Consider the following 24,258-nt stretch of genomic DNA (forward strand, 5'->3'; position numbering starts at 1 on the left):
GCTACAGGCACCGCAAGGCTGTGGACAAACGGTTCTCCACAGCTTGGTATGGACGCAGTACGTCCATGGTAGGGAGGCGGGGGGACATGGCATCTGAACGAATGGCCGACGACGGCGACGGGATCGGCATCCAGCAGGCCGCCGGCGGGCCCGACGTGCGCCCCGAGGCCCCTGCGCGCCCGCTGGACGCCATAGACCGGGACATTCTTCAGATGCTCCAGACGGACGGCCGGGCGTCGATCCGGTCCGTCGCCGAACGGGTGCACGTCTCGCGCGCCAACGCATACGCCCGTATCAACCGGCTCATCGACGACGGCGTGATCCGCGGCTTCGGGGCCAGGGTGGACCATGAACGCGCCGGCCAGGGTGCGTCCGCCTACATCACGCTGAAGATCGTCCAGAACTCCTGGCGCACCGTGCGCGAACAGCTGCGGGCACTGCCGGGCGCGTCCCACATCGCCCTGGTCAGCGGAGACTTCGACGTGCTGCTGCTCGTGCACACGCCGGACAACAGGGCCCTGCGGGAGCTGGTGCTCACCCGCCTCCAGGCCATTCCCGAGGTGCTCAGCACGCGGACGCTCCTGGTCTTCGAGGAGGACGACCTGGAGACGGAGGACTGAAGCCCGGGGCCGGTGGGCGGGCGCACCCGGCCCGCGGACGTACGGGCCCGGCCCTGACAGGCTCGGGGACCCTGAGGGGCGCGTGACCCTCTGACGCACGGACGGGGAGACCCGACGGGACCCGGACCGCCGACGTACGGGCCCAGGGGCCCGACAGGCCGGCAGCCCGACGGGCGCGGTCCACCGGCGCACGGGCGCAGGCGCGACGGAACCGGTCCGCCGGCGCACAGGCGCTGACGCGCGGCAGGACCCGGCCCCGGGCCGCCCCGGTCACTCCGCCTCGCGGAGCCCCCCGAAGACCAGCCGCACGACGGCCTCGGCGACCTCGCGCTCACCGGCGCCGCGGCCGTCCGGCCGGTACCACTCCACAACGGAGTTGATCATTCCGAAGACGAGCCGGGTCGCGAGCCTGACCTCGATGTCGCCGCGGACGTCGCCGTCGGCTGCGGCCGCCTTCATCAGATCGGCCACCCGGTGGTCGAAGTCGCGGCGCCGTTCCAGCGCCCAGCGTTCGGTGTCCGTGTTGCCGCGCACCCTGAGCAGCAGGGTGACGTAGGGCAGTTCGGCGATCAGCACCTCGACCATGCGTCGCGTGACGTGCTCCAGACGCTCGGCGGCGCGCCCCACGCGCGCGGGCTCCTCGGCGAGAATGCCGAAGAGCCCGTCGAGGGCCCTGCTGACGGCGCGCCGCAGCAGTTCCTCCTTGCCTGCGACATGGTGGTAGATCGACGACTTGGAGATGCCCGCGGCCTTGGAGAGGTGCTCCATGGAGGTGCCGTCGTAGCCGCGTTCGTTGAAGACGGTGACCGCGACGGCGAGCAGTGAGTCCGGCGTGTAGGTGTCACGCTTGGCGGTGGTCATGAGGCCGACTCCCGGTTCTCGGACGCGTACGAGTTCCGGTGGAGCGCGAGCGAGGGGGCGTAGCGCCCCGAGGGATCGCGCCGGTGCAGCTTCTCCAGGAGATCCAGCGCCCAGGTCCGGCCGAGCCTGCGGCTCCATTCGAGGGGACCCAGAGGGTAGTTGACGCCGAGGCGCATCGCCGTGTCGATGTCCTCCTCGGTGGCCACCCCCTTCGCGACGGCGTCGTGCGCCAGGTCGATCAGGCGTGCCACCGTGCGCGCGACGATCATGCCGGGTATGTCGGCTATGACGCTGACGTCCTTGCCGAGCGCCTGGAAGAGGCCGACGGCCTCCTTCAGGGTCTGCGGTCCGGTGGCCGACGAGGCGGACAGGGCGACGCGGGTCGCCGCACGGTAGTCGAGCGCGAGGTCGAAGTGGACGACGTCGCCGGACTCCACCGAGGTCCGTCCGTCCGTGAGCGCGAGCCGGCCGCCACTGGGCAGCACCAGCCGGGTGCCGTCGGCCTCCTCCGCCTCGCGCACCGTGATGCCCGCCTCGCGGATGAGGTCGAGCAGCTCGGGAACGGGCTCCAGGCCGCCCTCCACGACGACGTGGGCGGGCGGTTCCCCGGGTTTCGCGGTGTGCGGCTCGGGACGGGCGGCGCCGTCGCCGTACGCGTACCAGCCGCGGCCGGTCTTGCGGCCGTGCATGCCGGACTGGACCAGCCGGCGCTGGGCGAGCGAGGGGGTGAACTTCACGTCCTGGAAGAAGGCCTCCCAGACGGAGTGGGTGACCGCTTCGTTGACGTCCTGCCCGATCAGGTCGGTCAGCTCGAAGGCGCCCATTCTGAAGCCGCCGGACTCCCGCAGGACGGCGTCGACCGTCGCCGGGTCGGCGCCCCGGTTCTCGTGGACCGTGAAGGCCTCCGCGTAGAACGGCCGGGCGATCCGGTTGACGATGAAGCCGGGGGTGTCGGCGCAGGCGACGGGCGTCTTGCCCCACGCGCGGGCCGTTTCGTACGCGCTCGTGGCCGACGCGGCGTCCGTGGCGAAGCCCGAGACGACCTCGACGAGGGGGAGCAGGGGCGCCGGGTTGAAGAAGTGCAGCCCGACGAATCGCCCGGGCGCGCGGAGCACGCCGCCGATGGCGGTGACGGACAGGGACGAGGTGTTGGTGGCGAGGAGGCAGTCGTCGTCGACGACGTCCTCGAGATCACGGAAGAGCTGCTGCTTCACGTCGAGGCGCTCCAGCACCGCCTCCACGACGAGGCCCGACCCGGCGAGCTCGGCGAGGCTCCCGGCGGCTGTCAGCCGCGCGGTCGCGGCGTCCCGGTCCGCTGCGCCGATGCGGCCCTTCTCGACGAGCCGGTCGAGACGGGCGGAGATCGTGGATGCGGCCGATTCGGCACGGCCCGGCACGGTGTCGTACAACCGCACCGGATGGCCCGCGACCAGTGCGACCTGGGCGATGCCCTGACCCATGGTGCCGGTGCCGACGACGGCCACGGGGCTGCTGAGGTCGAGTCCTGTCATGCTCGCGATCCTCCCGCACGGGGTTGTCCACACGTTCAGCGGACCCCCTTGTCCCGACCGATCGTTCGGTTACTCTAACCCTGTCCGCCTGTTCCTGCCCAGCTCGCCGGATCGACGAAGATCCGACCCGAGGAGGAGTTGGTCCCTGATGGCCGCCGAACTCACCGCGTCCCAGCTGATCGAGAAGCACCGGCCCACCCTCGACCAGGCGCTGAAGGCGATCCGCACCCGCGCGTACTGGTCCCCCCACCCCGAGCACCCCAAGGCCTACGGCGAGAACGGCAGCGTGAGCGCCGCGGACGGCAAGGCCGCCTTCGACGCCCTGCTGAACACCCGCCTCGACCTCGGCCAGCCCGGCACCGACGACTGGACGGGCGGCGAAACCTCGCCGTACGGCCCGGCGCTGGGTGTCACCTACCCGCGTCCGGACATCGACGTCCTGCTGCCGGCCATGCGCGCGGGCATGCGTGCCTGGCGCGAAGCGGGCCCCGAGGCCCGCGCCGCCGTCTGTCTGGAGATCCTGTCCCGGATCAGCGCCCGGACGCACGAGTTCGCCCACGCCGTGATGCACACCAGCGGCCAGGCCTTCATGATGGCGTTCCAGGCGGGCGGCCCGCACGCGCAGGACCGCGGCATGGAGGCGGTGGCGTACGCGTACGAGGAGCAGATGCGCACCCCGGGCGCCGCGGACTGGTCGAAGCCCCAGGGCAAGCGGGACCCGCTGGAGCTGCACAAGCAGTTCACACCCGTGGCCCGCGGCATCGCGCTGCTGATCGGCTGCAACACCTTCCCGACGTGGAACGGCTACCCGGGCCTGTTCGCCTCCCTCGCCACGGGCAACCCGGTCCTGGTCAAGCCCCACCCGCGCGCGGTGCTGCCGCTGGCGCTCACGGTGCAGGTGGCGCGGGAGGTGCTCGCCGAGGCGGGCTTCGACCGGAACCTGGTGGCGCTCGCCGCCGAGCGCCCCGGCGAGGGCATCGCCAAGGAGCTCGCCGTACGCCCCGAGATCAGGATCATCGACTACACGGGGTCGACGTCCTTCGGCGACTGGCTGGAGGCCAACGCCCGACAGGCGCAGGTCTACACCGAGAAGGCCGGCGTCAACACGGTCGTGATCGACTCGACCGACGACTACAAGGGCATGCTGTCCAACCTGGCGTTCTCGCTGTCCCTGTACAGCGGCCAGATGTGCACGACGCCGCAGAACCTGCTCATCCCGCGCGACGGCATCTCCACCGACGCGGGCGACAAGTCCTTCGACGAGGTCGTGTCCGACCTGGCGGCGGCCGTGGGCAGTCTGCTCGGCGACGACGCGCGCGCCAACGCACTGCTGGGCGCCCTGGTCAACCCCGATGTGAAGGCCCGGCTGGAGGCCGCCCCCGGCCTCGGCGAGGTCGCCCTCGCCTCGCGCGAGGTCGCCAACCCGGAGTTCCCCGACGCCGTGGTCCGCACCCCGGTGATCGTGAAGCTCGACGGCACGAAGCCGGACGCGGACGCCGCCTACCTGAGCGAGTGCTTCGGCCCGGTCTCGTTCGCCGTGTCCGTGGACTCCGCGTCGGACGCCGTGGAGCTGCTGCGCCGCACGGTGCGCGAGAAGGGCGCGATGACGGTCGGCGCGTACACGACCTCGGACGAGGTGGCCGGCGCCGTCGAGGACGCCTGCCTGGAGGAGTGCGCCCAGCTCTCCCTCAACCTCACCGGCGGGGTGTACGTCAACCAGACGGCCGCCTTCTCCGACTTCCACGGTTCGGGCGGCAACCCGGCGGCGAACGCGGCCCTGTGCGACGGTGCGTTCGTGGCGAACCGGTTCCGGGTGGTGGAGGTCCGCCGGGAGGCGTGAGCCGCAGCAGGCATCGGGGCGGCTCGCGGGCCTCGGTGACACCTGGGCGGGGACACGCTCTCCGTGGCTAGTGGCCCGTCAGGGGTCCGTTCCCCGGCAGGGGGACGGACCCGGCGGGGCCCGCCGACCAGTGGAAGAGGGTCATCGCCACGCTCGTCGCCAGGTTGTAGCTGGACACCTGCGGCCGCATCGGCAGGGACACCAAGTGGTCGGCCCGCTTGCGGAGTTCGGGGGAGAGGCCGCTGCGCTCGGAGCCGAAGGCGAGCACGGCGTCGCCGGGGATCACGAGCCCGCGAATGTCCTCCCCTCCCGCGTCGAGCGCGAACACGGGCCCCGGGGGCAGCTCGGCGACGTCCAGGCGCTCCACGGCCGTCGCGAAGTGCAGGCCCGCCCCACCGCGCACGACCGTCGGATGCCAGGGGTCGAGCGTGCCCGTGGTGATCACGCCCGTCGCCCCGAAGCCCGCCGCGAGGCGGATGACGGCACCGGCATTGCCGAGATTGCGGGGGTTGTCGAGGACGACCACGGGCGCCTGGCGGGGCATGCGCGCCAGTGCCTCCAGATTGGCGGCGCGGGAGGGACGGACCGCCAGCGCGGCGACATTCGTGGGGTGCAGCCGCGGGACCAGGGCACGGAGCATGTCCTCGGGAACCTCCACGAGGAGGTCGCCCAGCGGCGCCCTCAGATCCGGGGCGAGATCGTCGGCCAGCGCGAGCGCCGACGCCCGGTCGCCGGTGAGGGCCACGGGCACGCGGGCGCCGAAGCGTACGGCGTGCTTGAGCGCGTGGAAGCCGTCCAGCAGCACCGACGAGTCGGCGAGCGCGCGCCAGGTGCGCACCGCGCGGTTCGTGTCGTCCGGGTCGTGGGCCTGCGTCGCGCTCATGCCGTGCAGCCTACGTGCGCCGCGAGACGGCTATCCCGCCCGCACCTGACCGCTCCCGTCGGACGCGTGGACCGAGCCCGTGCGCTGCCTCGGCACCGTACGCCCCCCATGACCGGCCGAGCCCGAGAGCCCTTCCCGCGCGCGTGCCAGCCGTCCGCCGACCCTCCGCAGGAACGAGGTCGGCAGGAACACCGCGTCGGCGGCGATCATCGCGAGCGAGAAGAAGGGCAGGCCGAGGAGGACCGCGATGGCGGCGTGCTCGCACATCATGGCCACCAGCAGGACGTTCTTGACGCGCCGGTTGAACAGGGTGAAGGGGAAGGCGACCTGGACGGCGACCGTCCCGTACGTGACCAGCATGATGGCCAGCCCGTGCGCGGCGAGCAGGTCGGAGAGGGCGGGCCAGGGCGAGAAGTAGTCGAGGCGCAGCGGGTAGTAGACGGCGGTGCCGTCCTGCCAGCGTGATCCCTGGATCTTGTACCAGCCCGCGGTGGCGTAGATCAGACAGGCCTCGGCCATGATGACCAGCAGGGACGCGTTGTGCAGCATGTTCGCGACGACGTCCATCAGGAGGCGGGACTGGCCGCCGGGGGCACGTCGGCCGACGGCCCACCAGACACCCTGCACCGCCCACAGCCCCCAGAAGAGCAGCAGCCAGCCCCCGCTCAGCTCCCCCATGAAGGTCACCGCCGAGAGCGCGAGTCCGAGCAGCCACCACAGGACGGGCCCGACGCCGTCCTCACGGAATCGCTGCCCGTACGCGCGTGCCCGGGCCGCCCGGCGCGCCCTGCGCGCGTCGAGCGACCAGACCTGCGCGCACCGGGTGAACACCAGGTAGATCGACATCAGATGGATGACGTTGTCGCCGCCGTCCCCCATGAAGATGCTGCGGTTCTGCAGCGACAGCACGCCGATCATGAACAGCACGGACGAGGCGCGGGTGTGCCAGCCGAGCAGGAGCAGGGCGCTGGAGACGATCGCCAGGCCGTAGACGATCTCGAACCAGAGACGGCCGTCGGACCACAGCAGGGCGGTGAACGCGTCGTTGCTCGCGACGAGCTGCCGCGCCATCTCCCAGTTCCACGGCCCGTCGGGCCCGTACAGCTCACGCCGGTGGGGGAACTCGCGGAGCAGGAACAGCAGCCAGGTGGCGGAGAAGCCGATGCGGATGACGGCGGTCTGGTACGGGCCGAGCGCGGCGGCGGTGACGCGCGTGATGCCCTGGGAGAGCGAACGGTCGAGACGCTTCACCTGGCACCAGCCTCCTTCGCCGAGCGGAGCGGGACGTCGCCGGCCGTGACCGACCACCAGGGAAGCTCACGGAACAGCGGCCGGGTGTCGGCCTTCTCGCCGCTCCACGCGGGCGGCCGCACATTGGTTGTCCGCGTGCGCACCTGGACCCGCTCTATGACGACGTCCCGGGCGCCGGGCTGCCGCTCGAGCCGCAGCAGCGCGATACGGCGGAGGTAGCGCTCGGACAGCTCGCCGCGCAGGCCGGCGGGACGGTTCTGCGTGTCGTGCGAGGCGGCGTAGAAGTCCCAGGCTCGGCGCAGTTCGTTCTGCTGCGTGTGGCTCGGCAGCGGGTTGCCGTCGATCGCGGCGCCGTCCTGGGCGGAGAGGTCGACCCACCCCGTGGTCCGGAAGGACCCGTCGCCGGTCCGCTCGTCGGCCCGCACCTCCACGGAGATGTTCTGCTGCAGCGGGTTGGGCGCGAAGAGCTTCCAGTTCTGCTCGAACTCGGGGTAGACCCAGGCGTCCACCGCCTGGCCGTGCTGCTTGGTCAGGGTGTTCGCCGGGGCCACGTGCAGGAACACCATGCCCAGATGCACACAGGCGAGCACGGCCACCACCGCGAGGGCCAGCGCGGCCGGCACCTGGTAGGGGAGCGAGAGCCCGGCGATACCGAGCGCCCGAGGCCCGTCGGAGGCCGGCGGAAGGGGCAGGCCTGGGGGCCCGGAGGGCTCGCGGGGCTGCCCCGGCGGGCCGGGGGGCCAGGGGGTGCCGGGAGGGTCGGGGACGGCGGGGGCTGCGGGGGCCGCTGAGACCTCGGGAACCACCGAGGCGTCGGGAACCGCGGAGATGTCGGGAACCGCGGAAGTCCCGGGAGCCGCGGAGGTCGCAGGTGCGGAGACGTCGGAAACCGCCGAGACATCGGGGGCGGGGTCGACCGGGTGACCGCCTCCCGGCTCCGTGGCCCCGTCACGAGACGCTTCGTCACCGGACACTTCGTCGCGAGACGCACCGTCGCCGGACGCGCCGCGCACAGGGCCGGTCGTGTGGTCTTCGTCGGGCGCCGCCGTCGCCGGGCCGGAGCCGAGGTCGTCGTGGGCGTCCGCGCGGCCGTCGCGGGGTGCCACGGTCGCGTCGTCGCCGGGGCCGTCCAGGGAGCCGGGAGGAGATACGGCCCGGTCCGTGGAGCCAGGAGAAGGTACGGCCCGGTCCGTGGAGGGCGGCGGCGCGACCGGCTCGCCCGCCCCGGCCCGGGCGTCCGCTCCTTCGTCGTACGCGTCCATTCCGCCCCGTCTCCCCGATCCGGTCACCTGCCGCGGCCGGCCCGGCTCCTGGCCGGACGGCCCTCCGCTCCGCCGCCCCGGACCGCCTCGCCGGCCACATCCGCACCGGAACGCTACTCACGCCCGCCCGCCACGCACAGCGTCCGTGAGGTTATCCACAGGGTTGACACCTTATGGCGCCGCACCCACCATTGAATCCAGACGGACCGAACGATCGGTCGGTAGCAGGACAAGGTCGAGGGGAACGGCATGGCGACAGCAGCTGCGCACCAGACGGCCCGGACGGCGTCCGCCGGACCCGCGGCGGACGCCGCGCAGGTCGCGGCGTTCGAGGCCGTTTTCGATGCCGCCGTGGCGGCCGACGAGCGCGTCGAGCCCCGCGACTGGATGCCCGACGCCTATCGCGCGACGCTCGTACGGCAGATCGCCCAGCACGCCCACTCCGAGATCATCGGCATGCAGCCCGAGGCGAACTGGATCACGCGCGCCCCGTCACTGCGGCGCAAGGCCATCCTGATGGCGAAGGTGCAGGACGAGGCCGGGCACGGTCTCTATCTCTACAGCGCCGCGGAAACGCTCGGCACGAGCCGGGACGAGCTGCTGGACAAACTGCACTCGGGCCGCCAGAAGTATTCGTCCATCTTCAACTACCCGACGCTGACCTGGGCCGACGTCGGCGCGATCGGCTGGCTGGTGGACGGCGCCGCGATCACCAACCAGGTCCCCCTGTGCCGCTGCTCCTACGGCCCGTACGCCCGGGCGATGGTGCGGATCTGCAAGGAGGAGTCCTTCCACCAGCGCCAGGGTTACGAACTGCTGCTGAGCCTCAGCCGCGGCACCGAGGCCCAGCACCGGATGGCGCAGGACGCCGTGGACCGCTGGTGGTGGCCCTCGCTGATGATGTTCGGCCCGCCCGACGACGAGTCGTCGCACTCCGCCCAGTCGATGGCCTGGAAGATCAAGCGGCACTCGAACGACGAGCTGCGCCAGCGCTTCGTCGACATCTGCGTCCCGCAGGCGGAGTCGCTCGGCCTGAGCCTGCCCGACCCGGACCTCGTGTGGAACGAGGAGCGGGGGCACTACGACTTCGGCGCCATCGACTGGACCGAGTTCTGGGAGGTCCTGAAGGGCAACGGCCCCTGCAACGAGCAGCGGATCACCCAGCGCCGCCGCGCACACGACGAGGGCGCCTGGGTCCGGGAGGCGGCCGCGGCCTATGCGAAGAAGCAGAGCGACAGGCACGACGGGCCGCACGACGGCACCGTGAAGGACGAACCGAGCGACGAGCACGGCGCGCAGGACGGGAAGGCGACGGCATGAGCAACTCGACGGACTGGCCGCTGTGGGAGGTCTTCGTACGGTCGCGCCGCGGCCTGTCCCACACCCACGCGGGCAGCCTGCACGCCCCGGACGCGGAGATCGCCCTGCGCAACGCCCGTGATCTGTACACCCGGCGCGGCGAAGGCGTGTCGATCTGGGTGGTGCCGTCCACCTCCATCACCGCGTCGTCGCCCGACGAGAAGGACCCGTTCTTCGAGCCGGCCGCCGACAAGCCGTACCGGCACCCCACCTTCTACGACATCCCGGAGGGAGTGAAGCACCTGTGACCACCACCGTGAACACCGCGGCGCTGGCCCTCGGTGACGACGCACTGGTGCTCTCGCACCGTCTGGGGGAGTGGATGGGTCACGCGCCCGTCCTGGAGGAGGAGGTCGCCCTCGCCAACATCGCGCTCGACCTGCTCGGCCAGGCGCGCGTGCTGCTGTCCCAGGCCGGCGACGAGGACGAACTGGCCTATCTGCGGGAGGAGCGCGCCTTCCGCAACCTCCAGCTGGTGGAGCAGCCGAACGGCGACTTCGCCCACACGATCGCCCGGCAGCTGTACTTCTCCACCTACCAGCGGCTGCTCTACGCCGAGCTGGCGAGCGGGGACGGCCCCTTCGCCGGTCTCGCTGCGAAGGCCGTCAAGGAGGTCGCCTACCACCAGGACCACGCGGAGCTGTGGACGCTGCGGCTCGGCGACGGCACCGAGGACAGCCACGCACGTATGCAGCAGGCGTGCACGGAGCTGTGGCAGTTCACCGGGGAGTTGTTCCAGCCGGTGGAGGGCGTGGACGTCGACTGGGACGCGCTGCGCGACGGCTGGCTCGCCTCGGTGACCGCGATCCTGGCAAGGGCGACGCTGAGCGTGCCCGAGGGGCCGCAGTCCGGGGCCTGGGCCGCGGGCGCGGGCCGCCAGGGTCTGCACACCGAGTCGTTCGGGCGGATGCTCGCCGAGATGCAGCATCTGCACCGCAGTCACCCGGGGGCGTCATGGTGACGGACCGGGCGGTGGCCACCGCGGCCCCCGCGGCAGGCGCCGACACGGCGCTCGAGGCGCAGCTGCGCGCCCTCGCCGGCTCCGTCCCCGACCCGGAGCTGCCGGTGCTCACCCTGGAGGAGCTGGGCGTTCTGCGCGGGCTGCGGATACTCCGGCCCGGCAGCGTCGAGGTCGACCTGACCCCCACCTACACCGGCTGCCCCGCGATCGAGGCCATGAGCATGGACATCGAGCGGGTGCTGCACGAGCACGGCATTGCGGATGTGACGGTCAGGACCGTGCTGGCGCCCGCCTGGTCGACCGACGACATCTCGGCCGAAGGGCGTGACAAGCTGCGGGAGTTCGGCATCGCCCCGCCGCGGACGACGCGTCCCGGCGGCCCGATCGCGGTCGAGCTGGGCCCGACCCGTACCGCGGCCCCGCCCGCCACCGGGTCGGCTGCCTCGGCCGCCGTGTTGGAGCCGGTGTGCTGCCCGAACTGCGGGTCGGCCGACACCGAGCTGCTGAGCCGCTTCTCGTCCACCGCGTGCAAGGCGCTGCGACGGTGCCTGACCTGCCGTGAACCGTTCGACCACTTCAAGGAGTTGTGATGTCCCGTTTCCATCCGCTCCGGGTAGCGGCGGTCGACCGGCTCACCGACGACTCCGTGGCCCTGACCCTCGACGTGCCGTCCGCGCTGCGCGAGGACTACCGGCACGCACCGGGCCAGCACCTGGCGCTGCGACGCATCGCCGACGGCGAGGAAATACGCCGCACCTACTCGATCTGCTCCCCCGCGCCCGGCCCGGAGGGCCCTCGCTCGCTGCGGGTGGGCGTGCGCCTGGTCGACGGCGGGGCGTTCTCGACGTACGCCCTGAAGGAGATCGCGGTCGGGGACGAGCTGGACGTGATGACCCCGGCCGGACGGTTCACGCTCGACCCGGCCCCCGGGCTGTACGCCGCGGTGGTCGGCGGCAGCGGCATCACACCGGTGCTGTCGATCGTGGCGACCCTGCTGGCGCGGGAGTCGGGGGCACGCTTCTGCCTCGTCCGCAGCGACCGGACCGCCGCGTCGACGATGTTCCTGGAGGAGGTCGCCGATCTGAAGGACCGCTTCCCCGACCGGTTCCAGCTGGTCACAGCCCTGTCCCGGGAGGAGCAGGAGGCAGGCCTGCCGACCGGCCGACTGGATGAGGAGCGGCTGACCGCGCTGCTCCCGGCGCTGCTGCCGGTCGAAGAGGTGGCGGGCTGGTTCCTGTGCGGGCCGTTCGGCCTGGTGCAGGGAGCCGAGCGGGCTCTGCGCGGACTGGGCGTGTTGCGGTCCCGTATCCACGAGGAGATCTTCCATGTGGACAGCGGCGCCGCGTCCGCGCCGAAGGTGCCGGTCCCCGCGCACAGCTCGGTGACCGCGAAGCTCGACGGCCGCGCCGGGACCTGGCCCGTCCAGGACGGCGAGTCGCTGCTGGAGACGGTGCTTCGCAACCGGCCCGACGCGCCCTACGCATGCAAGGGCGGGGTGTGCGGGACGTGCCGGGCGTTCCTGGTCTCCGGCGAGGTGCGGATGGACCGAAACTTCGCGCTGGAACCCGAGGAGACGGACGCCGGGTATGTGCTGGCCTGCCAGTCGCACCCGGCCACGGAGAAGGTGGAGTTGGACTTCGACCGCTGAGGGACGGAGGCCGCGGCGCGGTGCACTCGGGGTGCTGTGGCCCGGGAGGCCACGGTTCGGGGCGCCGCGACCCGTTCCCTTCTTCTAGAACCTGTTCTATCTTGACGCCTCGTCAGACCGGTACGGCAGGTACCGGCCCGGGCGGCGCGCGGAAGGACAGGGGCTGTGGACTTCACCTTCACCGAGGAACAGCAGGCGGCCGTCGAGGCGGCGGAGGCGGTGTTCGCCGGGGTCGCACCCGACGGAGTCCCCAGCCCGGCGCTCACACCGGGTGCCGTAGCCGAGGACTTCGACCGCGCACTGTGGGCCAGGCTCGCCGACGCCGGTCTGCTGAGCCTGCTCCTCGCCCCGGAGCACGGCGGGGCCGGCCTGGACGCCATCGCGCTCTGCCTCGTGCTGCGCGAGTCGGCGAAGGTGCTGGCCCGGGTGCCGCTGCTGGAGAGCTGCGCGGCCGCGGCCGCCGTCCAGGCCCACGGAAGCGCCGCGTTGAAGGACGACATCCTTCAGCGCGCGGGCCGGGGCGAGCTGGTGCTGACGGTCGCCGCGCACGGCCGCACCGGCCACGACCCGGTCGAACTCGCCGTGTCCGCACGCCGGGACGGCGACGACTGGGTGCTCGACGGCGTGCAGACGGCGGTCCCCTGGGCGCACAACGCGGGCCTGGTCCTGGTTCCCGCGCACAGCGCCGACGGACGCGCCGTCCTCGCGCTGCTGCCGCGCATCCACGACGGCATCGTCATCGCCGAGCAGATCTCCACGACCGGCGAGCGCCTCGGCGAGATCCGGCTCGACTCCGCACGCGTCGGCGCCCGGTATGTGATCGACGCCGACGGGGCCTGGGAGTGGCTGCGCGACCTGCTCGCCACGGGCACCTGCGCACTGGCCCTCGGCCTCGGCACCCGCGTGCTGGGGATGACGAGCGAGTACACCGGCAAGCGGGAGCAGTTCGGGCATCCGGTGGCCACGTTCCAGGCCGTGGCCGTCCAGGCGGCCGACCGCTATATCGACCTGCGGGCCATGGAGGTCACGCTGTGGCAGGCCGCATGGCGCATCAGCACCGGCGCGGGCGGGGCGCTGCCCGCCGCCGGGGACGTCGCCGTGGCGAAGATCTGGGCATCGGAGGGCGTGCGGCGGGTCGTACAGACCGCGCAGCACCTGCACGGGGGTTTCGGGGCCGACACCGACTACTCCCTGCACCGCTACCACGCCTGGGCCAAGCAGTTGGAGCTGGCGCTCGGACCCGCTGCGGCGCACGAGGAGGCGCTGGGAGACCTGCTCGCGGCCCATCCCCTCGGCTGAGCGCCTCGCGGACGGTCAGATGACGACGCCCGGCCGGCCCTGGTCGTCGACGACAGGACGGCCGAGAGCTGCCCAGACCTGCATGCCGCCGTCGACGTTCACGGCGTCGAGGCCCTGCTGCACCAGATACATCGCGACCTGCGCGGAGCGTCCTCCGGAACGGCAGATGACGTTGATCCGGCCGTCCTGCGGCGCGGCCTCCGTCAGCTCGCCGTACCGGGCGACGAACTCACTGATCGGGATGTGCAGCGCACCCTCCGCATGGCCCGCCTGCCACTCGTCGTCCTCACGGACGTCCAGCAGGAAGTCCTTGTCCGAGAGGCCGTCGATCGCGACCGTGGGCACACCAGATCCAAAATGCATGCCTACGACGCTACCCGACGTTCGGGCGCACCGGACCGGCCCGATCCACGGGACACCGCCTAGGCCCCGAGCAGACCGGCCAGCTCGGCCTCGCGCTCCGCGACCTGCGCGAGCAGCTGCTCGGCGATCTCCTCCAGCAGACGGTCGGGGTCGTCCGGCGCGAGCTTGAGCATGGCGCCGATGGCACTCTCCTCCAGCTCCCGGGCGACCACCGCGAGCAGCTCCTTGCGGTGCGCCAGCCATTCGAGGCGGGCGTAGAGCTCGTCGGTGGGGCTGGGCGGCGGGGCCTGGGGGGCCGGGCCCGCTGCCCATTCCTCGGCCAGCTGCTGCAGCTGCGCGACGTCGCCACGGGCGTAGGCGGCGTTGACGCGGGTGATGAACTCGTCGCGCCGGGCCCGTTCCTTGTCGTCCTGCGCGAGGTCGGGGTGGGCCTTGCGGGCCAGCTCCCGATAGAGCTTGCGGGCCTCTTCGCTGGGCCGCACCCGCTGCGGGGGCCGCACGGACTGATCGGTCAGCATCGCCGTGGCCTCCGGGGAGAGACCGTCGGAGTCCATCCAGCCGTGGAACAGTTCCTCGACCGACGGCATCGGCAGCACCTTGGCCCGCGCCTCCGCGGCCCTGCGCATGTCCTCGGGGTCGCCGGTGCGGGCCGCCCGGGCCTCGGCGATCCGGGCCTCCAGCTCGTCCAGCCGCGTGTACATCGGGCCGAGCTTCTGGTGATGCAGACGGGAGAAGTTCTCGACCTCGACGCGGAACGTCTCGACCGCGATCTCGAACTCGATCAGCGCCTGCTCGGCGGCCCGGACGGCGCGCTCCAGCCGCTCCTCCGGCCGCGGCCGCTCACCGGCCAGGTCCTGGACCCGGTCCTGATCCCCGGCCTGGTCCCCGGTCCGGGCTTCGCCGGATCCCTCGGACCCGTCGGGCTCACCAGCCCCATCGGAACCAGGAGACCCGCAGTGCCCATCGAGCCCCGCGAGCCCGCCGGGCACGTCGGAGGCATCAGGGGCATCGACGGCAACGGACTCGGTCGGCTGTTCGGCTTCCGGGGTCGTCACCCGACCAGCGTAGGGCACGGGCGGGAGGGCCGATCCGGTCCGGGGCGGCCGAGGCCCTCGCGCGGCACCCCGTGCCCGAGGAACGGACCCGGCAGATCGCCGGCCCGCACCGGCGGAACTGGTACGCGTGCACCACCGGCGGGACCCTGCACCCCCTTACACGCCCGGCTCCGCCGCAACCTTCCCCGCCCGCACACCGGCGAGGAGCGCGTCGTGGTCCGCCTCCGTACGGTCGGCGTAGGCGACGGCGAAAGCCGCCACCGCCTCGTCCAGTTCCTCGTTCTTGCCGCAGTACCCGGAGATCAGCCTCGGGTCGGCACTGTGGGCATGGGCGCGGGCCAGCAGTGCTCCGGTCATCCGGCCGTAGTCGTCGAGCTGGTCGGCGGCGAGGGCGGCCGGGTCGACGCTGCCCTTGCGATTGCGGAACTGACGCACCTGATACGGACGCCCCTCCACCGTCGTCCAGCCCAGCAGGATGTCGCTGACGACCTGCATCCGCTTCTGGCCGAGCACCACCCGGCGTCCCTCGTGCTCCGGTTCCGGCGTCTTGAACCCTGCCGTCGGCAGATGCGGTACCAGGGCCGACGGGCGGGCCTCCTTCACCTGGAGCACCAGCGGCTCGCCGCGGTGGTCGAGGAGCAGTACGACGTACGACCTCGTGCCCACGCTGCCGGTGCCGACCACACGGAACGCCACGTCCTGTATCGCGTACCGCGCGAGCAGCGGAAGCCGGTCCTCAGCGAGCGTGCGGAGGTAGTCGCCGAGCGCGGCCGCGACGGCGGCGGCCTCACCGTCGGGTATGCGGCGCAGCACCGGCGGCGCGTCGATGAACCTGCGTCCGCCGTCCGCCGTGGGCTCCGTCGACTTGGCGGCGAAGCGGCCGCTGGTGTTGTTGCGGGCCTTCTCCGCGACCCGCTCCAGCGTGCCCAGCAGATCGTGGGCGTCGGTGTGCGAGACGAGCTCTTCGTCCGTGATCGCGTTCCATGCGTCCAGCACGGGCAGCTTCGCCAGCAGCCGCATGGTGCGCCGGTACGCCCCCACCGCGTCGAAGGCGGCGGCACGGCACACGTCGTCGTCCGCGCCCGCCACCCGCCCGGCCAGGACCAGCGAGGTCGCGAGCCGTTTCACGTCCCACTCCCAGGGGCCGTGCACCGTCTCGTCGAAGTCGTTCAGGTCGATGACGAGTCCGCCGCGCGCGTCGCCGTAGAGGCCGAAGTTCCCGGCGTGCGCGTCGCCGCATATCTGGGCCCCCACGCCGGTCATGGGGGTGTGCGCGAGGTCGTGCGCCATGAGTCCCGCCGAGCCGCGCAGGAACGCGAAGGGGTTCGCGGCCATCCTGCCGACGCGTATCGGGGTGAGGGCCGCCAGCCGGCCGCGGTTGGACTCCTCGACGGCGGTCACCGCGTCCGGACGGCTCGCGTCGGGTTCGAAGCGGGCGTGCGACGGGCGCGGGACCCGGTCCCGCAGTGCCTTGCCCTTCTCCTTGGGGCCGGCGCCGTCGGCCCTCGTACGGATCCGCGGCCACGAGGCGAATCCCCGGACCGCGGGGAGCCGGGGAGCCGGAGCCGCCCCCTCGCTCTGCCCCGGAATCGCCGTACCCAGCTCGGTCATCGGACCGCCTCCCCCGTTGTCGTTCCTCGTTCCGCGCGCGCCGCGCCGCGCGGCCCCGGTGCGGCACGGCGGCAAGCGGAACGACCCTACAGATGATCACGAGGGGACGGCAGGGGGCTGTGGACAACTGGACGGTTGTGGAAAACCTGGTGAGCCCGGCCACCGCGGGGGCGGCCAGTGCGCCCGCTCACAGCAGGGAAGGCCGGTGCGCCCGGTCACGGCACGGGACGGCCGATGCGCCACCGCACGCGAGGGTCCCATCCGCGACAGCCCCGGCCCCGACAGCTCTCTCCCGACAGGCCGACCGGGACAGCCCCGACCGCGACGGCTCTAGCGGCGTCCCGCCCCCGGGCACGGTCCCGCCTCGGGCAGATGGGTCTCGGCCCACCGCCCCAGTTCCTCGAGTGCACCCTCGAGTGCGGCGCCCGCCTCGGTGAGCCGGTAGGAGACCCGCAGCGGCGGCCCCTCGTCCACCTCGCGAACGACGAGGCCCGCGGCGCCGAGTTCGGTGAGCCGGTCCGACAGCATGCGTTCGCTGATGCCGGGGATGGCCCGCCGCAGATCGGCGAAGTGCGCGGGGCTCTGAATCAGGACGGCCACGATCAGCCCGGTCCAGCGCTTTCCGAGCAGCGCGAACACGCGCGTGATGCCTTCGTCGACCTTCTTGCACGTCGCTTCGTCGTGGACCACCGGGTTGCCCGCCATGCACCCAGGGTACTGCCTTCCCGTACGGGGATGAAAAAAAGTAAGTAGATGTGTTATCACTAGTTGCGTACTCAACAGCAGCTACGAACCATGCTTCAGCCGCTGCGGATCTCTCACTGGCTCCGCGGGCGGGAAACCGGTTCGACCGCTGCGGATCCATCCCCATATTCCGCTCACAGGAGATCGTCATGGCCACCCTGCTGCACCTGGACTCCTCCGTCCTCCCGGGTTCCGCCTCCGCTTCGCGCACCGTCACCGACCTGTTCCGCAAGGCCTGGGAGGAGCAGCACCCCGAGGGCACGGTGATCTACCGCGACCTCTCCGCCACCCCGGTTCCGCACCTGGACGGGCTCACCGCCTCCGCCGGCTTCGCCGACCCGGCCACGCACTCGCCCGAGCAGGCCGCCGCGCACGCCGAGCGCGTGAAGCTGATCGAGGAGCTCGAGCAGGCGGACGCCGTGCTGATCGGTGCCCCCATGTACAACTTCACGATTCCGTCGACGCTGAAGGCGTGGCTGGACCAGGTGATCCTGATGGGGCGCACCGCGGGCGAGGCCCCTTCCGCGAAGGGCACGCCGGTCACGGTCGTCGCCAGCCGCGGCGGTTCGTACGCGCCGGGCACACCGCGCGAGGCCTTCGAATACGTGCAGACCTACCTGCGGGACGTCCTCGGCACGATGCTCGGGCTGGACGTCGACTTCATCGTTCCGGAGCTGACGCTCGCCGCGTCCAACCCGGCGATGGCGGAGCTGATCCCGCTCGCCGAGGCGTCCCGCGCAAAGGCCCACGAGGAGGCCGCCACCAAGGGCAAGGCTCTGGCCCAGCGCGTCGGGTCGGCGGCCTGACCAGCCGCGGGCTCCCGGCGGTACGACCCGAGCAGAGCCTCCGGCCCTCATCACCGCACCCCGGGCAGCCCGTCGGGCCCTCGGCACGGCGCCCCGGGGAGACGCCCGGACCCCCGGCGGGGGTATGCCTGGCCACCGGCCGGCCACTCCAAGTCGCCCTTTCCACCGGGCCACTTGGGGGATCCGCCTGAGAGATGCATCACCCCGGAGGGGCCTCGATCCCGCCCGGGGTGATGCACCACACACGAAAAAAAGCGGTCCCACGGCTTTCACCGTGGGACCGCTTCGCTGTGCGCGAGGGGGGAGTTGAACCCCCACGCCCTTGCGGGCACTGGAACCTGAATCCAGCGCGTCTGCCTATTCCGCCACCCGCGCATGGGTGCTGTCTTCCGGCTCCTCACTTTTCGGTGCGGCGCCTTCCGACATCCAGAAGATTAGCACGCTGGCAGCGGTGGATTCACATCCGTATCCGCGGGGAAGCCGCAGGGCAGTGCGTGCGGCGGTGCGCACCGGAGACGAGGCGGGGAGCGGCGCGGCGTGCGACGGGCGGTACGCGTGGCGGCGCACGGCCGGGAAGGCAACCGCCGGGTCCGGTCACGTCACGGCAACGGTCGCGACCTCAACCGGTCACATGACGGCAACGATCCCGTCCCCGTACCCGATGCACCTCGCACCCACGATCCGGCGTCATACCGGGAGAGGGCGCTGGTACGGACCGGGGCGGCCGCCGGGGACCACCGGGCGACCGGCCCCGGCCCCGCCCCCGGGTCGTCCGAGGTCCGCACTCGGGTGCGGGACACTGGCTTGGGACCCCCTCTACGATCCCTACGAGGAGGAGGCCGAGGAGTCACCCCCCGATGCGGTTCCACCGGCGTCCGGAACGGGCCTGCGGACGGGATCCCCGACGGATCCCGGAGGCGGTCCCGGACGGATCCCGGAAGCTGGGTTCCGGACGGATCGAGGTGCCGTCACGAGGGCATGACCTGTGAGTGTCGACACTCGTCGGCCGGGCAGACAGGGGGAACCAGCCGATTTCCCGGCGCGTGGATACGATCAGTGAGCAGTACCAGGACGACAGAGAAGGAGGAGGTGCCCCATGGGAGTCCTGAAGCGTTTCGAGCAGCGTCTCGAAGGTCTGGTCAACGGCACCTTCGCCAAGGTCTTCAAGTCCGAGGTCCAGCCCGTCGAGATCGCCGGCGCGCTCCAGCGTGAGTGCGACAACAACGCGACGATCTGGAACCGCGAGCGGACCGTCGTCCCCAACGACTTCATCGTGGAGCTGAGCGCGCCCGACTTCGAGCGCCTGAGCCCCTACTCCGGCCAGCTCGGGGACGAGCTGTCCGGCATGGTGCGCGACTACGCGAAGCAGCAGCGCTACACCTTCATGGGACCGATCAAGGTCCACCTGGAGAAGGCCGACGATCTCGACACCGGCCTGTACCGGGTGCGCAGCCGCACGCTCGCGTCCAGCACCTCGCAGACTCCGGAGCGCGCCCCGGCGGGTCCCGCCGGCCCGCCCGCGGGCCGCGCGGGCGGTGGCTACGGCTACCCGCCCCAGCCGGCCGGCGCTCCTCCCATGCCGTCCGCCCCGCCGCCCGGCGGCCGCCCCGGCGCTTCGCCCGCCGGCCCCCGGCCCGGTGCGGGCGCGATGCCGGGCGCCCAGGTGCGGCGCTGGATCGAGATCAACGGCACCCGTCACCAGATCGTCCGCCCCACGCTGGTGCTCGGTCGCAGCACCGAGGCCGATGTGCGGATCGACGACCCCGGCGTCTCGCGCCGGCACTGCGAGATCCGGACCGGAACGCCCTCGACGATCCAGGATCTCGGATCCACCAACGGCATCGTGGTGGACGGACAGCACACCACCCGCGCTACGCTCCGCGACGGCTCGCGGATCGTCGTGGGCAGCACCACCATCATTTACCGGCAAGCCGAAGGGTGAAGCGGGGGCAATGTCAGAGCTGACCCTGACGGTCATGCGGCTGGGTTTCCTGGCCGTTCTGTGGCTGTTCGTGATCGTGGCCGTACAGGTCATCCGCAGCGACCTGTTCGGTACGCGCGTCACCCAGCGCGGTTCGCGCCAGGGCGGCGGGCGGCAGCAGCAGGCCGCCCGACAGTCCGCGCCGCCGCAGCAGCGGCAGCAGCAGAGCGCGGGCGGTCGCCAGCGCCGTGGCGCTCCGACCAAGCTGGTCGTCTCCGAGGGCTCCCTCACGGGCACCACGGTGGCCCTGCAGGGCCAGACGATCACGCTGGGCCGCGCGCACGACTCCACGATCGTGCTGGACGACGACTACGCGTCCAGCAGGCATGCCAGGATCTACCCGGACCGTGACGGCCAGTGGATCGTCGAGGATCTCGGGTCCACCAACGGCACGTATCTCGACCGGAACCGGCTGACCACTCCGACACCGATTCCGCTGGGCGCGCCGATCCGCATCGGCAAGACCGTCATCGAGTTGCGGAAGTAGTACGACAATGAGCGAGCGGAGCGAGCGAGCCGACGCGGCGGCCTGGGCACTGGTCGCCGGCGCGCTCCCGACCGGAGGGTGGGCACCGTGCGGATGTACCCGGAGCCGACAGGCGAGGTGCGCATGAGTCTGTCACTGCGCTTCGCCGCCGGATCGCACAAAGGCATGATCCGCGAGGGCAACGAGGACTCGGGTTACGCCGGTCCGCGCCTGCTCGCGATCGCCGACGGCATGGGCGGCCAGGCCGCGGGCGAGGTCGCCTCGTCCGAGGTCATCTCGACGCTCGTCACACTCGACGACGATGTACCCGGATCCGACATCCTCACCTCGCTCGGCACCGCGGTGCAGCGTGCCAACGACCAGCTGCGGCTGATGGTCGAGGAGGACCCGCAGCTCGAGGGCATGGGCACCACGCTCACCGCCCTGCTGTGGACGGGTCAGCGGCTCGGCCTGGTGCACGTCGGCGACTCCCGCGCGTACCTGCTGCGCGACGGCGTCCTGACGCAGATCACCCAGGACCACACCTGGGTGCAGCGGCTCGTCGACGAGGGCCGGATCACCGAGGAAGAGGCCACCACCCACCCGCAGCGTTCCCTGCTCATGCGGGCGCTCGGCAGCGGCGACCACGTCGAACCCGACCTCTCCATCCGCGAAGTCCGCGCCGGCGACCGGTACTTGATCTGCTCGGACGGCCTGTCCGGCGTCGTGTCCCACCAGACGATGGAGGACACCCTCGCCAGCTACCAGGGCCCGCAGGAGACCGTGCAGGAGCTGATCCAGCTCGCGCTGCGCGGCGGCGGCCCCGACAACATCACCGTGATCGTCGCCGATGTCCTCGACATCGACAGCGGCGACACCCTCGCCGGTCAGCTCTCCGACACCCCGGTCGTGGTCGGCGCGGTCGCCGAGAACCAGCACCAGCTGCACGACGGCGGCGCCATGCAGACCCCCGCGGGCCGCGCCTCCGGACTCGGCCGGCAGGTGCCGCCGCAGGGCGGCGGCGAGTTCGGCCCGCCCGGCAGCAGCGACGCCCCCGGCTATGTGCCCGAGGGAACCTTCGGCTCCTACGGCGACGAGGACTTCATCAAGCCCCGCAAGGGCCGCAGGTGGCTCAAGAGATCCCTCTACGGCGCTCTGGCACTCGCGGTCGTCGGCGGCGGTCTGTACGGCGGCTACCGCTGGACGCAGACGCAGTACTACGTCGGCAGCAGCGACGACCACGTCGCGCTGTACCGCGGGATCAGCCAGGACCTGGCCTGGGTCAGCCTGTCGAAGGTCCAGAAGGACCACCCCGAGATCGAACTCAAGTACCTTCCGCCGTACCAGCGCAATCAGGTCGAGGCCACGATCGCCGAGGGCGGCCTCACCCAGGCCAACGACAAGATCAACGAGCTGGCCCTGCAGGCCTCGGCGTGCAAGAAGGACGCCGAGCGCCGCGCCAACGAGCGCAAGAAGACCAAGCAGGGTCAGAGCCGGTCCGGCGGAACCGACAGCGCGAACGACGCGTCGAAGCCGCTGAGCCAGTCCTCGAAGCCGAAGTCCAGTCCCAGTCCCAGTTCCAGTCCCACGCCCACACCCGGCCCCAGCCTCTCGGAGGACGAGCAGAAGCTGGTCCCGCTGTGCGGTAAGCAGTAAGCAGCCGTGAGGGGCCTTTTCACGCGATGAGCAGTAGTACTACGCATACGTCGACCATCGGCGCCATCGGCGCGCCGAGCCGTCGCAACACCGAGCTGGCGCTCCTGGTGTTCGCCGTCGTCATCCCCGTGTTCGCCTACGCCAACGTGGGGCTCGCCATGAACGGCGAGGTGCCGACCGGCCTCATGGGCTACGGCATCGGACTGGGCCTGCTGGCCGGCATCGGGCACTTGGTGGTGCGCAAGTTCGCGGCGTACGCGGACCCTCTGCTGCTGCCGCTGGCGACCCTGCTGAACGGACTCGGGCTCGTGGTCATCTGGCGCCTGGACCAGTCGAAGCGGCTGGCTCACCTCGCCGAGCTCCAGGGCTTCAAGTACGCGGCGTCGGCGCCCAACCAGCTGCTGTTCTCCGCACTGGGCATCGCGTTCTTCGTCGCTGTCGTCATTTTCCTCAAGGACCACCGCATCCTGCAGCGCTACACCTACATCTCCATGGTGGTCGCGCTGGTCCTCCTCATCGCCCCGGTCTTCTTCCCCGGCAAGTTCGGAGCGAAGATCTGGATCACCATCCCGGGCCTCGGCTCGATCCAGCCCGGCGAGTTCGCCAAGATCATTCTGGCAATCTTCTTCGCCGGATATCTGATGGTGAAGCGGGACGCCCTCGCGCTGGCCAGCCGCCGCTTCATGGGCCTGTACCTCCCGCGCGGCCGTGACCTTGGCCCGATCCTGGTGGTCTGGGCGCTCTCCCTCGTGATCCTGGTCTTCGAGACCGACCTGGGCACCTCGCTGCTGTTCTTCGGCATGTTCGTCGTCATGCTGTACGTGGCCACAGAGCGCACCAGCTGGATCGTCTTCGGTCTGCTGATGTCGGTGGGTGGCGCGGCCGTCGTCGGCTCCATCGAGCCGCACGTCAAGGTCCGAGTGATGGCCTGGCTGCACCCCTACGCCGTCTTCGACAACCCACGACCTTCGTGGGCCACTACCGACCAGATCGCCCAGTCCCTCTTCGCCTTCGGTTCCGGCGGTGTCCTCGGCAAGGGCTGGGGCCAGGGCCAATCCGACCTCATCGGCTTCGCGGCCAACTCGGACTTCATCCTCGGGACTGTCGGCGAGGAGCTCGGCCTGGCTGGAACCATGGCGGTACTGCTGATCTACGGGCTGATCGTGGAGCGTGGCGTGCGCACCGCTCTGGCCGCCCGTGACCCGTTCGGCAAGCTGCTGGCCATCGGTCTGTCCGCCGCCTTCGGCATCCAGGTCTTCGTGGTCGCCGGCGGTGTCATGGGGCTGATCCCGCTGACCGGTATGACCATGCCGTTCGTCGCGGCCGGCGGTTCGTCCGTCATCGCCAACTGGGCCTTGATCGCCGTGCTGATCAAGATCAGCGATACCGCCCGCCGCCCAGCTCCGACTCCCGCACCCAATCCTGATGCCGAGATGACCCAGGTGGTCCGCCCGTGAACAAGCCCCTGCGCCGGATCGCGATCTTCTGTGGTCTTCTCGTGCTCGCCCTGCTCATACGGGACAACTGGCTCCAGTACGTCAAGGCTGACGCTCTGCAGACCAACAAGAACAACCGCCGGGTCACGATCGAGCGCTACGCCACGCCGCGCGGCGACATCATCGTGGACGGAAAGTCGGTCACCGGCTCGGTCGCCACTTCGGGTACGGACTACAAGTACAAGCGCACCTGGAAAGACGGCCCCATGTGGGCGCCCGTCACCGGGTACGCGTCGCAGCTCGTGGGCGCCACGCAGCTCGAGTCCATCGACGATCGCATCCTCAGCGGCAGCGACGACCGCCTCTTCTTCCGCAACACCCTCGATATGATCACCGGGAAGAAGAAGGCAGGCGGCAACGTCGTCACGACGCTCAACAGCGCCGCGCAGCAGGCCGCGTACGACGGGCTGAAGAGCCGGGGCAAGGGCGCCGTCGCGGCGATCGACCCATCGACCGGCGCGATCCTGGCCCTGGCATCGACCCCTTCGTACGACCCGTCGACTTTCGCCGGGATCACGAACAAGGACGGGGCACGGTTCCAGAAGCTGGACAAGGACCCCGACAAGCCCATGACCAATCGCGCAC

Annotated in this window: 22 protein-coding genes, 1 tRNA gene and 1 pseudogene; 14 read left to right on the forward strand and 10 right to left on the reverse strand. The window is 71.5% G+C overall.

What is annotated here, in order from left to right; all coding sequences use genetic code 11:
• Positions 1-101: 101 nt before the first annotated feature.
• A complete protein-coding gene (locus ACWCP6_RS34050; protein ID WP_450936519.1) occupies positions 102-620 on the forward strand; it encodes an Lrp/AsnC family transcriptional regulator in 519 nt (172 codons plus the stop codon).
• Between the two features lie 270 nt (positions 621-890).
• Here ACWCP6_RS34050 and ACWCP6_RS34055 read toward each other — a convergent pair whose 3' ends face one another.
• On the reverse strand, positions 891-1,481 hold the full coding sequence (locus ACWCP6_RS34055) for a TetR/AcrR family transcriptional regulator (RefSeq protein ID WP_450936497.1): 591 nt from the start codon (positions 1,479-1,481) through the stop codon (positions 891-893).
• Positions 1,478-2,992 (reverse strand): 3-hydroxyacyl-CoA dehydrogenase, encoded by a 1,515-nt coding sequence (locus tag ACWCP6_RS34060; RefSeq protein WP_450936498.1) that lies wholly within the window; start codon positions 2,990-2,992, stop codon positions 1,478-1,480. The genes ACWCP6_RS34055 and ACWCP6_RS34060 overlap by 4 nt, the downstream gene beginning before the upstream one ends.
• A 148-nt stretch (positions 2,993-3,140) precedes the next feature.
• On the opposite strand from ACWCP6_RS34060, the gene paaN reads away from it, so the two are divergent.
• Positions 3,141-4,832 (forward strand): phenylacetic acid degradation protein PaaN, encoded by a 1,692-nt coding sequence (gene paaN / locus ACWCP6_RS34065; protein WP_450936499.1) that lies wholly within the window; start codon positions 3,141-3,143, stop codon positions 4,830-4,832.
• Positions 4,833-4,899: 67 nt separating this feature from the next.
• Here paaN and ACWCP6_RS34070 read toward each other — a convergent pair whose 3' ends face one another.
• Genes ACWCP6_RS34070 through ACWCP6_RS34080 form a run of 3 tightly spaced genes read right to left on the reverse strand, consistent with a single transcriptional unit; the run spans position 4,900 to position 8,228 of the window.
• Positions 4,900-5,715, reverse strand: coding sequence for a TrmH family RNA methyltransferase (locus tag ACWCP6_RS34070; RefSeq protein WP_450936500.1), 816 nt, complete (start codon positions 5,713-5,715; stop codon positions 4,900-4,902).
• A gap of 30 nt (positions 5,716-5,745) precedes the next feature.
• Entirely contained in the window at positions 5,746-6,966 is a 1,221-nt protein-coding gene (locus tag ACWCP6_RS34075; RefSeq protein WP_450936501.1) for an HTTM domain-containing protein, read from the reverse strand.
• Positions 6,963-8,228, reverse strand: a complete 1,266-nt coding sequence (locus ACWCP6_RS34080) for a DUF5819 family protein (protein ID WP_450936502.1) — start codon at positions 8,226-8,228, stop codon at positions 6,963-6,965. Before ACWCP6_RS34080 ends, ACWCP6_RS34075 begins: the two co-directional genes overlap by 4 nt.
• A gap of 249 nt (positions 8,229-8,477) precedes the next feature.
• Between ACWCP6_RS34080 and paaA the strand changes: the two genes are divergently transcribed.
• The 6 genes from paaA to ACWCP6_RS34110 all read left to right on the forward strand — a co-directional run bounded on the left by paaA (position 8,478) and on the right by ACWCP6_RS34110 (position 13,495).
• Positions 8,478-9,548: a 1,2-phenylacetyl-CoA epoxidase subunit PaaA gene (paaA, locus tag ACWCP6_RS34085; RefSeq protein WP_450936503.1), complete on the forward strand. Its 1,071-nt coding sequence runs from the start codon at positions 8,478-8,480 to the stop codon at positions 9,546-9,548.
• The gene (gene paaB, locus ACWCP6_RS34090) at positions 9,545-9,835 is read left to right on the forward strand and encodes a 1,2-phenylacetyl-CoA epoxidase subunit PaaB (protein ID WP_450936504.1); all 291 of its coding nucleotides are present in this window, start codon (positions 9,545-9,547) and stop codon (positions 9,833-9,835) included. Before paaA ends, paaB begins: the two co-directional genes overlap by 4 nt.
• Positions 9,832-10,548 (forward strand): 1,2-phenylacetyl-CoA epoxidase subunit PaaC, encoded by a 717-nt coding sequence (gene paaC / locus ACWCP6_RS34095; RefSeq protein WP_450936505.1) that lies wholly within the window; start codon positions 9,832-9,834, stop codon positions 10,546-10,548. Before paaB ends, paaC begins: the two co-directional genes overlap by 4 nt.
• A complete protein-coding gene (gene paaD, locus ACWCP6_RS34100; protein ID WP_450936506.1) occupies positions 10,542-11,138 on the forward strand; it encodes a 1,2-phenylacetyl-CoA epoxidase subunit PaaD in 597 nt (198 codons plus the stop codon). Before paaC ends, paaD begins: the two co-directional genes overlap by 7 nt.
• Positions 11,138-12,196 carry a 2Fe-2S iron-sulfur cluster-binding protein gene (locus tag ACWCP6_RS34105; protein ID WP_450936507.1) on the forward strand — a complete coding sequence of 353 codons (1,059 nt, stop codon included), beginning with the start codon at positions 11,138-11,140 and terminating at the stop codon, positions 12,194-12,196. Before paaD ends, ACWCP6_RS34105 begins: the two co-directional genes overlap by 1 nt.
• 165 nt (positions 12,197-12,361) lie before the next feature.
• The gene (locus ACWCP6_RS34110; RefSeq protein ID WP_450936508.1) at positions 12,362-13,495 is read left to right on the forward strand and encodes an acyl-CoA dehydrogenase family protein; all 1,134 of its coding nucleotides are present in this window, start codon (positions 12,362-12,364) and stop codon (positions 13,493-13,495) included.
• A gap of 15 nt (positions 13,496-13,510) precedes the next feature.
• Here the strand turns inward: ACWCP6_RS34110 and ACWCP6_RS34115 are convergent, their stop codons facing one another.
• The 4 genes from ACWCP6_RS34115 to ACWCP6_RS34130 form a co-directional block, all read right to left on the reverse strand.
• Positions 13,511-13,858 (reverse strand): rhodanese-like domain-containing protein, encoded by a 348-nt coding sequence (locus tag ACWCP6_RS34115; RefSeq protein WP_450936509.1) that lies wholly within the window; start codon positions 13,856-13,858, stop codon positions 13,511-13,513.
• A 59-nt stretch (positions 13,859-13,917) separates the two neighbouring features.
• Positions 13,918-14,913: a J domain-containing protein gene (locus tag ACWCP6_RS34120; RefSeq protein WP_450936510.1), complete on the reverse strand. Its 996-nt coding sequence runs from the start codon at positions 14,911-14,913 to the stop codon at positions 13,918-13,920.
• A gap of 156 nt (positions 14,914-15,069) precedes the next feature.
• Positions 15,070-16,524: a DUF2252 domain-containing protein gene (locus tag ACWCP6_RS34125; RefSeq protein WP_450936511.1), complete on the reverse strand. Its 1,455-nt coding sequence runs from the start codon at positions 16,522-16,524 to the stop codon at positions 15,070-15,072.
• Between the two features lie 330 nt (positions 16,525-16,854).
• Positions 16,855-17,229 carry a winged helix-turn-helix transcriptional regulator gene (locus ACWCP6_RS34130; RefSeq protein WP_450936512.1) on the reverse strand — a complete coding sequence of 125 codons (375 nt, stop codon included), beginning with the start codon at positions 17,227-17,229 and terminating at the stop codon, positions 16,855-16,857.
• Positions 17,230-17,417: 188 nt separating this feature from the next.
• Here ACWCP6_RS34130 and ACWCP6_RS34135 point away from each other — a divergent pair, with 188 nt between their 5' ends.
• A complete protein-coding gene (locus ACWCP6_RS34135) occupies positions 17,418-18,074 on the forward strand; it encodes an FMN-dependent NADH-azoreductase (protein WP_450936513.1) in 657 nt (218 codons plus the stop codon).
• Positions 18,075-18,365: 291 nt separating this feature from the next.
• On the opposite strand, the gene ACWCP6_RS34140 is transcribed toward ACWCP6_RS34135, so the two are convergent.
• Positions 18,366-18,449, reverse strand: a tRNA-Leu gene (locus ACWCP6_RS34140).
• Between the two features lie 721 nt (positions 18,450-19,170).
• On the opposite strand from ACWCP6_RS34140, the gene ACWCP6_RS34145 reads away from it, so the two are divergent.
• The 5 genes and pseudogenes from ACWCP6_RS34145 to ACWCP6_RS34165 form a co-directional block, all read left to right on the forward strand.
• Complete coding sequence (locus tag ACWCP6_RS34145; RefSeq protein WP_450936514.1) at positions 19,171-20,016, forward strand: FhaA domain-containing protein; 846 nt, start codon at positions 19,171-19,173, stop codon at positions 20,014-20,016.
• Positions 20,017-20,026: 10 nt separating this feature from the next.
• Complete coding sequence (locus tag ACWCP6_RS34150) at positions 20,027-20,542, forward strand: FHA domain-containing protein FhaB/FipA (RefSeq protein WP_450936515.1); 516 nt, start codon at positions 20,027-20,029, stop codon at positions 20,540-20,542.
• Between the two features lie 123 nt (positions 20,543-20,665).
• Positions 20,666-22,177 carry a Stp1/IreP family PP2C-type Ser/Thr phosphatase gene (locus ACWCP6_RS34155; protein WP_450936516.1) on the forward strand — a complete coding sequence of 504 codons (1,512 nt, stop codon included), beginning with the start codon at positions 20,666-20,668 and terminating at the stop codon, positions 22,175-22,177.
• Positions 22,178-22,203: 26 nt separating this feature from the next.
• Positions 22,204-23,634, forward strand: coding sequence for an FtsW/RodA/SpoVE family cell cycle protein (locus tag ACWCP6_RS34160; protein WP_450936517.1), 1,431 nt, complete (start codon positions 22,204-22,206; stop codon positions 23,632-23,634).
• Positions 23,631-24,258: pseudogene (locus tag ACWCP6_RS34165) on the forward strand (penicillin-binding protein 2); the annotation flags it as partial. The gene ACWCP6_RS34160 and the pseudogene ACWCP6_RS34165, both read left to right, overlap by 4 nt.

The organism is Streptomyces sp. NPDC002004 (assembly GCF_053593975.1).